The 14622-nt window shown below is 59.4% G+C and carries 4 protein-coding genes; all 4 read left to right on the top strand.

All coding sequences use genetic code 11. The annotated features are described in order from the left end of the window. The first annotated feature begins 22 nt into the window (after positions 1 to 22). From K787_RS0113490 to K787_RS0113480, 4 genes are read left to right on the top strand one after another with little or no spacing between them, the layout of a single operon-like run. On the top strand, positions 23 to 12670 hold the full coding sequence (locus K787_RS0113490; protein WP_022963332.1) for a filamentous hemagglutinin family protein: 12648 nt from the start codon (positions 23 to 25) through the stop codon (positions 12668 to 12670). Between the two features lie 52 nt (positions 12671 to 12722). Next, the gene (locus K787_RS25875; RefSeq protein ID WP_022963331.1) at positions 12723 to 13361 is read left to right on the top strand and encodes a transposase; all 639 of its coding nucleotides are present in this window, start codon (positions 12723 to 12725) and stop codon (positions 13359 to 13361) included. Positions 13362 to 13371: 10 nt separating this feature from the next. Then, positions 13372 to 13530, top strand: a complete 159-nt coding sequence (locus tag K787_RS25230) for a hypothetical protein (protein WP_161785943.1) — start codon at positions 13372 to 13374, stop codon at positions 13528 to 13530. 35 nt (positions 13531 to 13565) lie between these two features. Continuing rightward, complete coding sequence (locus K787_RS0113480; protein ID WP_022963330.1) at positions 13566 to 14576, top strand: DUF4917 family protein; 1011 nt, start codon at positions 13566 to 13568, stop codon at positions 14574 to 14576. The last annotated feature ends 46 nt before the right edge of the window (positions 14577 to 14622 follow it).

The following is a 14622-nucleotide window of genomic DNA, read 5'->3' as shown; positions in this document are numbered from 1 at the left end:
CAGGAAAAGGAATACAGCACCAATGCGCCTCCGTCACCCCAAGTTTTACTCCCAGGCCAGCACTCGGCTACGTTTGAAGCCCCTGGCCAGCGCTATCGCCTTGGTGATGGTCGCCGGCAGCGTTCAGGCTGCACCCACCGCCTTCAGTGCCGGTTGGATGGCCGCCAAGGGTGCCGCACAGCAGCAGAGTGGCGCTATGCCGGGGGCCGGTGGCGGCATGCAACTGCCCGGTACACCACCCCCTCTGGCCCAACAGGCCAAGGTCAACCAGCAACTGCAACATTCGCTGGCCAACATGAACAACACCGTCGCCGCCATCGCCGCCCAGCAGGCCGCCCAGGCCGCCGGTCGCTCCGCCGCCCTGGCCCGCCCGCAAACCGTACCCGATGGCCTGGGTGAGGGCGGCTTGCAGATCGACGGCAGCGTCCCCTTCGAGCAAGCCTGGCATAACGCAAAGGGTCCGGTACAGACCACCGAAGGCGGCAAGGTACACGTCGGCATCGAGCAGACCGCTGACAAGGCCATCCTCAACTGGGAAACCTTCAACGTCGGTCGCAACACCACCGTCGAATTTCAGCAGCAGGCCGACTGGGCCGTGCTTAACCGCGTCAATGATCCCAACGCCCGCCCCAGTGAAATTCAGGGTCAGATCAAAGCCGATGGCACCGTAATGATCGTCAACGCCAACGGCGTGGTGTTCTCCGGCAGCAGCCAGGTCAACGTCCGTAACCTGGCCACCGCAGCGGCCAATATCAGCGACGCCCAGTTCACCAACAATGGCCTGTACGGCACGAACAACACAGCCACCTTCACCGGTGCGGCCGGTAGCGTCACGGTAGAGCAGGGCGCACAAATCACTACCGCCGAATCAGCAAACTCCACCACCGGCGGCGGTTACGTATTGTTGCTGGGCAAGGACGTGGATAACGCCGGCAGCATCACCACTGCCAACGGTCAGACCCTGTTGGCCGGCGGTGACAGCTTTATCATCAAACGCGGCCAGGGCACCGCAGGCAACCAGGCTTCCACTACCCGTGGTAACGAGGTCACCACCACCGGTACCGGTAGCGTCACCAACAGCGGCCTTATCCAGAGTGCCACCGGCGATATTACCCTGACCGGCAACCAGGTCACCCAGACCGGTGTAGCCCTGGCCAGCACCTCGGTGCATAACCGGGGCACTGTGCATCTGAAGGCCACGGGTACAGGCGGCAACGTCACCCTCGCCGAAGGCGCCACCACGGCTATCCTGCTGGAAGAGTCCGATGCCACTGCCCTCGACGGCCAGCGCGATGGGCTGCAAGCGCCAGCGGTCGATAACACCGAGCGGAATATTGTCCCCGGTGATAAATACCGCCGCGACCTGTCGCTGGTGGAAATCACCAGCACCGGCACCGTGGATTTCCAGGCCGGCTCGACCACCATCGCCACTGGCGGCCAAGTCGCCGTTGATGCCGCCAGTCGCACCCTCGTGCGCGACGGTGCGACCATCGACGTATCCGGTGCCACCGGGGTCAAGGTGGCCATGGAAAACAATACCGTCAAGGTCAATATCCAGGGCAACGAGCAACGGGATTCCACCGCCAACCGTGACAGCGGTAACCTCAACAGCACCGATGTCTGGATCGATACCCGCGAACTGGTATTCGTGCCCGCTGGCACCAATGGCTATGAAAGCGACCGTTGGTATACCGCCGGCGGCCTGCTGGAAGTCGGCGGCTATCTTGGCACCGCCGGCCACGGCGTCGGCGAATGGATGGCCCAAGGCGGCACCGTCAGCTTTACCGGTAACGAGCTGGTTACCCAGCAAAACTCACAGATCAACCTCTCCGGCGGCACTCTGGATGTACAGAGCGGCACCATTCAGCAAACCTGGCTCAAGGGTGCTGATGGCCGACTTTACGAATTGAGCAAAGCCCCCGGTGATCTGCTGTATACCGGCGTATACCAGGGCTATAAAGACAGCAGCGAACGCTGGGGTCAGACCGACTATTACTACAACCCACTGCTGGCCCCCCGTGAGCGCTTTGAATCGGCTTATACCGTCGGCCGGGATGCCGGCAAGTTGATTGTTGGCACCGCCAATGCCGTATTGGAAGGCCAACTGGTAGGCGATACCTACCAGGGCGAACGCCAGAACCAGGCCGCCCAGCAAGGGCTGGACGGTTACCACCAGTCACAGAACGCCGTAGCCCGTGGCGCGCAACTGATTGTCGGCACCTATACACCCTATTACGTAAAAGACAGCGGCACCCTGCAATACGCCCTGGGCGCCAGCGGCAATACCGTCAGGAACGTCATTCTCGGCAATACCGCCGATAGCATTGCCGCTGGGCTGGAGCTGGACACCGCTCTGCCCGAAGAGCGCAACGGCACCCTGTATCTGGATAGCGATCAGCTTAATGGCTTCGAGCTGGGTGCGCTCAAGATTGCCGCCACCCAAGGCATTACCGTGGACGGCGCACTGCAGGTAGCCCCAGCCGGGGATGTCACCCTGTACGGTACCGATGTGGCCGTCAATGCCGATCTGACCGCCCACGCCGGCAGCATTCATGTTGGCAATTCACTGGCGCAGATCACCACCAATGGTGTCATATCCGATGTGGTGGACCGTTCGGCGTCAGTGGGTACAGTGCAGGTGGCGCAGGGCGTCACCCTGGATGCCAGTGGCCTGTGGAGCAACCTGTCACTTGATCCGGCCAACACCAGCAAGCTGCCGTATCTGCACGGCGGCAATATCGCAGTGCAGGCCACGGGTGATATTACCCTGGCGCAGGGCAGCCTGATGGATGTGTCATCCGGTGCGGCCTTGCATGGCGATGACGGTGTGCAGGGCGGGCAGGGTGGTGATCTGCTGTTGGCTTCAATACCCAGCCTGCACGCCAATGCCTCCACCGGCTCCCTGACGCTGGATGGTGAGTTGCGCGGCCAGGGTGTTGAAGGGGGCGGTAGCCTGGGGCTGCAGGCCAACAAGGTATTGATCAGCGAAGCTACCAGCCAGACTCCAGAAGCAGGCACCTTGCTGCTCAATGGCAACTTTTTTGAAAAGGGATTCAGCAGCTATGAGGTGATTGGTAAGCAGGGTGTCACCGTGGCTGAAGGCACCGAGGTCAACGTTAGCATGCCGGTATTGCGTCTGGCCGAACAGGCCCATAGCCTGGCCTCCGGCGGCAACCACCCCACCGCGCTACAGCCGTGGACGCCACCATTGTACTTGGATGATCCGGCCCACAGCCGTCTGACCCAGCGCGCCGGTGCTAGCTTGGCGATGCAGGCCGGCACCGCCCAATCCTCGGCTAGTGATATGGCGGCTGTGGGGCTACAGGTTGGCAAGAATGCAGTAATCAATGTTGACCCCGGCCAAGCCATCGACCTGCGCAGCATTGGTCAGTTGACAGTGGATGGCACACTAAATGCTTGGGGCGGAAAGATTGAGTTAAGCGGTGTCAGTATGGGAGGTACGGTCAGCGGGCCAGTTGAAAGTGCTGGTCATGGCCGTTCCATCTGGATCGGCGAAACCGCTGTGCTGGATGCTGCCGCCCGCGCCGTCACGCGGCTGGGCGCGAGCGACCAACGCTATGGTCAGGTGCGCAACGGCGGCGATATAGTGATCGGGGGCGAGATTGATCATGCTACCGGTCAAGCAAGTGCATCGAGTCTGTTTGTAGTAGTGCGCGAAGGCGCTCTGCTGGATGCCTCGGGTGCTGGCGCAGTGCTGGATATTCCGGGCCAGGTTGCCACTCCGGTGGTCAGCCATGGAGGCAGTATTTCACTGGCTTCCAGCAACGGTTTATATCTGGATGGTACGCTGCGTGCCAACGCCGGTGGCGTTGGGGCGGCAGGTGGTGACCTGGCCGTGGCGCTTGAAGCGCCCAGTTATCTACGAAACAGTGCTGGCGAACGGGTGCGCCAGGCGAGGGAAATGGTTCTGAGCCAGAAGGCTGGTGACAGTCAGTTTAACCCTGGCATGACAGCCGACGAGGTAGCCGATCAATTGGCCTATGGCCATGCACGCCTGGGTGCGGACCAGATAACTGCGGGTGGCTTCGATAGCGTATCGCTGCTCAGCAACGGTGTTATCAGCTTTGACGGTGATCTGTCCCTGTCTATGGGCCGGGCTCTGAACCTTTACTCGGGTTCGCTGGCGCTTACCGATAACGCCTCGGCTGATACCCAAGTGGTTTTGGTCGCACCCTATATGCGTTTGGCCGGCCCAGGGGGGATGAGTACAGCGGGGGATGCCTATATACAACCCACCGCCCGTGGAGGTGTCTCCGAACAGCCTGCGGCAGGTCGTTTCCAAGTAGATGCCGGTTTGCTGGAGGTTCGCGATAGCCTGACTTTTGGTTTGCACGACGGTACGGCGGCCGGGCAGGGCTTGCCGGCGGATATCGACCGCCGTGCCTTTGATGATGTCATATTGCGTAGCCAGGGCGATATACGCTTGCTGAAAGCGGTACAGGTCGGCAACACAAACGGCACCACACTGTATACCCCGGCTGACCTGACTCTGGCCGCAGCACAGATTTACCCCGGTACCGACGCCAGGGCCACAGTCTATGCTGGTTGGCATGGCCCTAATAGTGATTTCGACTCGCAGCGCACACTAACTCTAGCCCACACGACGAGCACTCTGCCCGACGTACCCTATTCGGCCTTTGGTAGCCTGATTCTGGGTGCAGCTACGATTGATCACGGTGGTGTGCTGCGCGCACCGCTCGGGTCGATCTCAGTGGGTGCTGAGCGCGCTGGTTTTTACCATACCGAAACCGTCAGCCTGCTGCCGGGCAGCCTTACCTCGGTCAGTGGCGCTGGTCTGATTATGCCCTACGGCGGTAGCGTCGATGGGCTGAACTGGGAGCATGACGGCGAACAAACCCAGCTATGGGGAGTAGGTTCGGTGCAGAGCGGCGGCGTTACCTTGGTGGGGCAGACGGTACAGGTACAGGACGGTGCCATACTGGATCTGTCTGGGGGCGGCGAGCTGACCGGTGCCGGCTTTGTGTCCGGGCGTGGTGGCTCCACCGATGCCCGTTTTAACCCGCTGGTGCAGATTGATGCGGATGGTTTCAATCTGCCAGGACTGAGCACTAACCCGATCTATGCCATAGTGCCCGGTGTGCAAGGTGTTGGAGCTAGCGGTGGCGAGATGGGTGCTTCTGACCCTATGCTCGGCCAGCAGGTCACCATTAGTAATGGCGTGCCCGGCCTGCCTGCGGGCACATACACCTTGTTGCCGTCTACTTACGCTCTGCTGCCAGGTGCCTATCGGGTCGAGATAAATGGCCAGGCCGGTCAGGGCACCAACACCCCGGTTCAAGCCATGCGTAACGGTTCCTGGTCGGCCTCCGGCACTTTGTCGGTGGCCGGCACCGGTATTCGCGACAGTCTGGCCAGCCAGCTGATTCTTACGTCCGCCGATGTGCTGCGCAGTTACTCGCAATATAACGAAATGAGTTATGCCGACTTTGTGCGTAACGAAGCAGCCCGCGTCGGTGTGCCCAGGGCAATGATTGAGGCGGATGCCAAAACTCTGCGCCTGCGTCTGGCAGCTGATGAAGATGCGGTGCCTTTCTCCTTTGACGGTATCGGTCAATTCGATGCAGCCGAGGGTGGTTATGGCGGCACACTGTCGCTGACCGTCGGCTATGACGATAACTTGGAAATACTGGCGACAGGCACTGGGCCTACCGAGGGCTTCCAGGGTGTTTCCGTCTACGCCGATGATCTTAACGCCGTGGGTGCCAAGCGCCTGATGGTGGGTGATATTGATATCGCCTATGAAACGCTGGGTAGCTCGCAGGGGGCGAATATTGCCAATCTAGCACCGGGGGCACGTGATCTGATTCTGCGCTCAGGAGCGCAGTTGGTCGCACCCGAGGTGGTGCTGGGTGTGCAGGATGGTACGCAGTATATCCGCGCCGGCAGCCTGGTGATCGAAGATGGCGCCGGCATCAGTACCCTGGGCCAGGGCGAGTCTTCCTTCGACTCCACTGATGGTTATTTTTATTCAGCCAGCACCGGCGTGATTGTTTCCAATGGCCAGCTGACTTTGCTCGCCCCAGCAGCAGATACGGATATGTCCTTTTCGGGGTCCATCCAGATTGGTGGTTGCACGCAGGTAGACTGTGCTGGTACTGCCACACTCTACTCTGAAGGTACCATTGGTTTTTCCACCAACGGTGCCTTCGATCTCGACGATTCGGTACGTTATGGTGCCCGCCATCTGTCTCTGGCCATGGGCGGTATCAATGTCGGTAGTGCAGAAGCCTTGGCTACCGCCAACACTCGTGGTGCACTGACTCCCGGTCTGACTCTCAACCAGAATGTGATGCAGCGATTGCTACAGGGGGATACCACTACCAGTGCACCAGCGCTGGAGTCCCTGTCGTTGACCGCCCGTGATTCGCTGAACTTTTATGAGTCGGTAACCCTGTCTACCCTGGATGACCAAGGTGAATCACTGCTGGACAACCTGCTGCTTACCACCCCGGCCATCTACGGTTATGGCGATGCTGACGATGTGGCTCTGATCCAGACCAGCAACCTGATCTGGAATGGTGCGGACGGTCGCCCCGGTGCGGTGGCGGCCGGTGGTGCCGGTACGGGCAGCGGCAGCCTGACCATTGATGCCGAGCGTATCGAATTCGGCTACGGTCTCTTTAGCCAGCCCAGTGGTGTGGATGACCTGGGCCGCCTGGCGCTGGGCTTTGCCAACCTCAACCTGAATGCCAGTGAGCGCATTACTGCCAACAATAAGGGCAGCTTGGCTGTGTACCAGAGCCAAGGCGCTTATGTGCCTGGCGAAGGTGTCAGCTACAGCGGCGGCAATCTGAATATCCTCACGCCACTGCTGACTGGCGCCGCCGGCTCGGTCAATCATATTACTGCCGGTGGTGCAGTGGCTGTTACCGCACCCGAGGGTGCTACTGCTGCGGCAGTTGATAGCGACGCGCTGGGCGCGGAGCTGGCCATTACCGGCCAGAGTCTGCTGCTGGACACCGCAGTGGTACTCCCGAGTGGCAAGCTGGTATTGACTGCCGAGGATGATCTGACCCTGGCCGATGGTGCGCAGGTCGATATGGCCGGACGCAGTATTGAATTCCATGATGATGAAGATGCCACCCAGTACAGCTGGGGCGGTGATGTGACCTTGCAAAGCCATACTGGCGATATTCGTCAGGCGGCGGGTTCGACCATTGACCTGTCCGCCGAGTACAACCAGGCTGGTCGCCTGACTGCCACGGCGCTGGATGATAACGCTGGGCTGGTGGTCTTGCAGGGGCAGATTCTTGCTAGCGCCAGCGGTTTCTACGAGGCTGGCGGCACCTGGGTGCCCTATGCGGCGGGTGGCGTGGATATTCGTGCCCAGCGCCTGGGCGGCAGTGGCAGCCTGAGCGATCAGTTTGCTTCACTCAACCAGCGCCTGAATGACGGCGAGGTGCTGGGCATGCGCCACTTCCAGCTCAAACAGGGCGACCTGACCATTGGTGATGAGCTTAAAGCCAATGATGTCAGTGTCTCGGTGGACGGCGGCAAGCTCACCGTGGCCGGTACCATTGATGCCAGTGGCGAGCGGGTCGGTAGCATTCGCCTGGCTGGCAAACAGGGCCTGACCCTGACCGGTAATGCGCTGCTCGATGCCCACGGCCAGACCCTGCGGCTGGACAGCTACGGCAAGATTATCGATTCACCCAACCGCGCTGTGGTGGAGCTGAGTTCCGGCGATGGCCAGCTGTTGCTGGCCGATGGCGCCCGTATTGACCTGCGCCACGGCACCGATGATGCCCGCGTCAAAGCCGACCCCGGCCTGCATGATGGCCGTGACCGTGGCACGGTAGAGCTGAATGCGCCGCGCTTGGGCGGTGCCACCGCCGGGGATGTGGATATTGACGCCAGTGGCAGTCTGGATATCCAGGGTGCCCGCTCGATTGCCGTGAATGCCGTGCAACGCTATGACGATGCTGCCTACGGCACCGACGAGGCCGCCAGTGGCCGACCCTACCAGATCATCGACCAGGCTTATCTGGATGCCAAGCACGCTGACAGTACCGCCTTTATCACCGCTGCGCTGGGCAATGACCAGCTGCTGGACAACAAGCTGGCCGGGCTGAATAACGCGGCCTATGCCGATGCCTTCCGCCTGCGCCCCGGTGTCGAGATCGTCAGTGCCACGGCCGATGGCGATATGATCGTCAGTGGTGATCTGGACCTTTCCGGTCACCGCTATGCCAGCCTCAACCCGCATACCCCGCTGACCGACACCTACGGCTCGGGCGAGGTGGGTAACCTGGTGCTGCGCGCCGGGGGCGATCTGGATATCTACGGCAGCATCAACGATGGTTTTGCACCGCCGCCGGACACCCCGGACGATAATGGCTGGGTGCTGGCACCCGGCTATATCGCCTATGGCGGCGATGTGGTGGTGCCTGGCCCCGGTGTCACTTTGGCTGCTGGAACCGAGTTTGCCGCCGGCAAGACCCTGAACTATGACTTGCCGATTGGCGCTACCCAGTTTGCGGCGGGCACCCAATTGCCGGTGGACGGTGTTCTGGATGCTGCTCTGACCCTGCCGGCAGATACCGTGCTGCATGCGCCGATCTTTGATGCTGCTGGCGAGCTGCTGTATGCCGCCGGCACCATTCTGGACAGTGCCGTTACCCTGCCATCCAATACCCGGCTGGGTGCCGGCACCCTATTGACCGGCAATACCCGTCTGCAAGCCATGCTCTGGCCCAAGGGAGCAGCACTGCCAAGCACGCTGATCCTTGCCAGTGATCTGGCCATCCCCTTGGGTGGATTGATCCCCTCGGAAACCCTGGTGGTGCTGCCGGAGGGGGCCATCTCCATGCCCCTGCGTCTCGCCAATGGTGACCGTCAAGGGAGAAATTGGGCGGTGGCGGCCATGCTGCCGGAAGGCTCTCAGTCTTGGTCTATGCGGATTGTGGCGGGGGCGGATACGGAGGCTGCGGATAGTCGTTCAACGCGGGCTGATGCTAAGGGAAATATAGTTCTGGCGGATAGTCATTATTCGTTTTATGACGTCCACGAGACGACAGTGATACCGGGGACACCGGCGCAGCCAGGTGGGGCATGGTATTGGAATGAAATGGGTGCGCTTTTCGGTTTTGAGCCAGGTACTCCGGTCTCTGCAGACTGGGAGTCTCTATGTGCCGATGGGTTCTGTGATCGAGTTCAATACGTATGGAATGACTTGGGCGCCCTTTTTGGTTTTGAACCAGGCGCTCCGGTCCCTGCAGATTGGGAGTCACTATGCAGCGATGGTTTTTGCATATCCTTGGGAGAGCCAATTCCAGCAGTACCAGAGCAAATCATCAAAGGGGGTTTAACTTCGATCTTGCCTATTGCGCAAAACTTCAGCGTGTTGCGCACCGGTAGTGGTGATTTGGGCCTAGTCTCTGGCGGTGACTTCAGTATGCAGTCTCCGTATGGAGTTTATACGGCTGGTGTTTCCAGCGCCTCCCGGACGGGCGAGCAGGAGGGAGGCTTCAATCAGCCACGCAGCCAAGTCAGCGATGGCTCTTTTCTTAATACCAGCAAGAGCAATCAGCCAGGGGTAGGCCAAGCCTTTGAGGATTTAGTTAACGGCGGAACTACCAGCAGCTATGCGGCTTGGTATCCAGATCAAGGCGGAAACCTTCTGATTAAGACTGGTGGTGATTTGACCGGAGACATAGTGGGCGCTTTTTCTTCATATGGCATAGGTCGAGATTTGCGGGCCCAGAGTCCCAGTTCCGAATTGGGCAATTGGCTCTGGCGCCAGGGAACGGATAAGGACCTTGATGTCGTAGGGGTTCCTACAAGTTGGTGGGTAAACTTTGGTACATATGTACCGGGTAATAGCAATCTCTACAATAGTAGCTACGTAGGCGAGTATGCAGCCATTGAAGTCGATATAGCGTCGGCTGATGCGGTGCCGGAACTGGTCGGCTTTACGGGGATTGGTACGTTGGGCGGTGGGGACCTGACGGTTGAAGTAGGTGGCAATGCTGGCCTGATTAACCCTCTTGGTCATTTCGCAAATGCTCCGCGGAGCGAGGGCTTGATGCTGGCTGTTGGAAATAGCGGTCGAGTTACCGCCGATGGTGAGCTGTTGCTGACCGGTGGGGGAGATATAAGGGTGCGTATTGGCGGCGACCTCAATCCCGGCTTGGTGGCTCGTACGGACATCACTAATCTGGATCTAAACGGTGTGTTGGTGAATTTGCGCGGCAGTATGCAGATGCAGACTGGCAACCAGGGCGGTATCGCGTTGAACTATGGCAGCAATTGGAATAGTAACGATGCGAAAGAAACCCGCACCTTGGACCCCTTTGGTTCTACCTTGGGCGCCGCCAGCGGAGGCCCGGTGCTGATGCTGGGCGATGCGGCGGCCAATCTGAACGCCCGAGGCGATCTCGTGCTCTCGGGCACGGGCGATCCGGGGCGCGTTTCCACTCCGGCCAGCTCTGCCTTTACTCTGGCAGATGGCACAGAATACGGATACGGTGGCTATGCTTGGTTCTCGCTGTGGACGGAGAATACTGCCATCAACCTGCTGTCGGCTGGTGGCAATCTGACGCCAAGTACCCAGCTTGGGGATGTAGGCCTAACTGTTGCTCTTGAGCCGGATGCCGAGCATAACTATTCCACTACCGATGGGCGCTTTGTCTACCCCTCGCAGCTGAGTGCTGTGGCGGCCAGTGGTAGTCTGTATCTGGGTCCCTCTGCTCTGTATGGAGACGGTACTTTTAATACCGCTTATTCCCTGTTGTTGGCGCCTTCAGTCAATGGCAGTCTGCAAATGCTGGCAGGTGATTCCATCTATGCCGGCGGCTATGCGGTCAATCAGTCCGGGGCCAGCCTCGCGGCCATCCCCACACCGTTCAATCCAGGGTTTGCTGGCATGAATGCGAATGAGCAGATTATCGTCAGCAATCACCATGCTGAGAGCCTGCGCCCCACATTCACCATGTTCCCGCTGTTTGCCTTTGGTCTCAACACCACTGCGGGAGCTGATTGGGGCAGTGTTGAACCGGCACGATTCTATGCTGGCGAGGACATCGTCGGCCTACGTACTGGTGAAATGCTGCAATTTACTGGTAGTGGCCGGCAGGGCCAGACCTGGTACGAATCCGCCGGGCCGGTATGGATGATGGCCGGGCGCGATATCGTCAACTCCGGCACTCCACTTGGGCAGCCTACAGCCATATCCTCGGTAATCGGTGTCGGCACCAGCACCGGCAACCTCTTCGTCCACAACGATCCCAACGATGTCTCCATCGTTTCCGCTGGCCGCGACGTTCTCTACAGCAGCTTCAATGTGGCAGGCCCCGGCACCCTGGAAATTACGGCCGGGCGCAATATCCTGATGGAAGACCGCGCGGCGGTCACCAGCCTGGGGCCGGTGGTGCCGGGTGATGCACGCCCCGGTGCGGGCATTGTCATGCAGGCCGGTTTTGGTGCGCAGGGTGCGGATTATCTGAGCTTTGCCGAACACTATCTGGACCCGCTCAACCTGGCTGATCCCGAGTTGGCCCTGGCCGATCAGGACGACAAGGTGGCCAAAACCTATGAGGCCGAGCTGGTCGAGTGGCTGGGCGAGCGTTACGGTTTTGAGGGCGATGCTGAGCAAGCGCTGGCGGTGTACGCTGGTTTGTCGGCCGAGCAGCAGCGCATCTTTGCTCGCGATGTCTACTTTGCTGAACTGCGCGCTGCGGGCCGGGAGTACAACGAGGTGGATGGTCTGCGCCAGGGCAGTTACCTGCGCGGCCGTAACGCTATCGCGGCGCTGTTCCCGACCCATGATGTGGCCGGTAACGAGATTGCCTACGGCGGCAATATTCTGATGTACGGCGGGGCGGGGGTGCATACCAACGTTGGCGGTGGCATCCAGATGCTGACGCCGGGTGGGCAGCAGGTGTTCGGCGTCGAGGGTGAAGCACCTCCGGGTACGGCGGGTGTGATCACCCGTGGCCAGGGCGATATCCAGCTCTATTCGCTGGATGACATTCTGCTCGGCCAGAGCCGGATCATGACCACCTTTGGTGGCGATATTCTGGCCTGGTCGGCCGAGGGCGATATCAACGCCGGTCGGGGTTCGAAGACCACAGTGGTCTATACCCCGCCGCGCCGTGAATACGATAACTGGGGCAACGTCAGTCTGGCACCGGTGGTGCCCAGCAGCGGTGCAGGTATCGCAACCCTCAACCCGATTGCCGAGGTGCCGCCAGGCGATATCGACCTGCTGGCGCCGCTCGGAACCATCGACGCCGGTGAGGCGGGTATTCGGGTGTCGGGCAACGTGAATATCGCGGCGCTGCAGGTAATCAACGCCGCCAACATTCAGGTGCAGGGCGAGTCGAGCGGTATTCCGGTGGTGGCTTCGGTTAATACCGGTGCGCTGACGGCTGCCAGTGCTGCTGCTTCCAGTGCGGTGCAGGCGGTGGACGACGTGGTACGGCAGAGCACCACTCAGCGCAGGCCGTCTGTGTTCAGCGCCCGGGTACTCAGCTTTGGTGAGGAGCGTATGGAGCGGGGCAATGACGAAGCGAGCCTGAGCCCTGCACAGCAACCTGGCGATCTGGTGCGGGTATTGGGGGCCGGTGAGCTGGATGAACAGGCTCTGAATATGCTTACCGCAGAAGAGCGTGCCAGATTGCTTATGTAACCGTGATTGCAACTGGCTTCTCTGTCAGGACAACAGCACAGGAGGGTGAAGCATGTGTCGCAAGGGGCGGTGTGAAAGCGTGGGGATGCAGGAGTTGGGGCAGAATCTGGCAAAGGTGATTGAAGCGGCACAGGAGCGACCGGTTGCGGTATGCCGCTACGGTCGGCCCTGGGCCTATATTGTCTCTCAGGATGAATGGCTGCTTGCACTGAAGGATATATGCAGCTACCTGCAACCCAACCACATCCTGGTGCAGGCCAAACCGGAAGTGGATGCCATCCTCTCGGATCACGCCGAGATGCTTGCGACACTGGCCACTGAGCGGAAGCTGAAGCTCTCCACCGACCGCCTGATACGCGCGCTCCTGCTGCAATTGCTGTACTCGATTCCCAATGAGTTTCAGCTGCATGAGCAGCTGAACTACAACCTGCTGTTTCGCTGGTTTACGGGGCTCGCACTGCAGGACCCGATTTGCCCTCTGGAGTCATTTCGACGGGATGTATCGATTCTGCTGGCCTGTCGAGAAGCCCCTTTGTTGATCAAGCGAATCATCAGTGAGGCCTTCTCTGACCAACTGCTTCAGGTGCCGGCATTCGCCATGAACTACTCCATGTTGCATCGCTGGTTGGATGGAGATATCGGCCACCTCCTCGAACAACCTGATCTGAATCCAGATGCTGTCGGACAGTAAAGGGATCGTTATGAAATGGTATGCATGGCGCTGCTGGCGCCTGGCCAATGCCCCCAGGAAGGTGGGCTACGCGGAAATCACCGACCGGTCTGGGCGTTGGAAACGGGTGTTTGCCGGTCTGTTTGTGTTGGTTGAGCGCAGGCGAGTCGGGGGAGAAGTGGTGCGGTGAGGGGAGCAATACAGTCATGCTACAAGGAGCAGGTTATGCCGTTTCTAATTTTACCTTGGGAGGATATTGCACCCCAATATCATCAAGGTACGATTCTGCTGGGCAATGGTGCGAGCATGGCTGTTTCACCCAGCCTCGGTTACGGCTCTCTTTTGCAATATGCTAATAGAGCAGGCTTGCTGGCGGATGACGTGAATCAGCTGTTCGATTTCTTCCATACCTGTGATTTCGAGCTGATTCTCAGGCTGGTCTGGCAGGCATCCAACATCAACAGATCTCTTCAGGTGGCAGACACGCGTACCTATGACGCATACGTGAATGTGCGTGAGTGTCTGATTCAGGCTGTACGCGATGTTCACCCTGAATATGATGAAGTTCGCGATCAGCTGCCTGGCATGTATCAGTTCCTCAAGGGGTTCGATACTGTTTTATCGTTGAACTACGACCTGTTGGTCTACTGGACGATGACCTATGGGCTTGATGTTCGAGACGGGCATCTTTTTAAAGATTGTTTCCTCTGGAATGCCGCCTTTGACGATAACTGGTGGCGCTTCCGGGAAACCTACCGCGAGCGGACCAACACCCTTGTTTTCTACCCTCATGGCAGCCTGGCCCTGTGCCGAAATGCAGTGGAGCAGGAGCTCAAGATTCACAGTGAGGGCGAGGCGCTGTTAGATGCCATTCTGGCGGAATGGCGCAGGGAGAGAGTGGTACCGTTGTTCGTCAGCGAGGGCACGATGCCGCAGAAGGTAGCGTCCATCCAGAACAGCTACTACCTGTCGACTGTTTACCGTGAAGTGCTCGCATCGCAGCGAACCACGTTGACGATATTCGGTTGGGGGATGGGTGAGCATGACACGCATCTACTGAAGCGGATGTGTAATAGCGGGATTCGTCGAGTAGCTGTGTCTGTTTATCGTAATGATCAGGCCTACTGCTATCATGCCCTGCAGACCCTTCAGCAGGAGTTAGGGGATATCCAGGTGGATTTCTTTGATGCGGAAAGCGAGGGGTGTTGGGTGAATGCTGTGCCGGTTGTGGTTTAAATATGGGTGTCACCCCAGCAGTAGTTTCAACTAGGCGGGTGAGCAG

This window comes from Halopseudomonas pelagia CL-AP6 (assembly GCF_000410875.1).
In the GTDB taxonomy this organism is placed as follows: domain Bacteria; phylum Pseudomonadota; class Gammaproteobacteria; order Pseudomonadales; family Pseudomonadaceae; genus Halopseudomonas; species Halopseudomonas pelagia.
The sequence above is the reverse complement of the archived record's forward strand: the minus strand, read 5'-3'. Positions and strand labels throughout refer to the sequence as shown.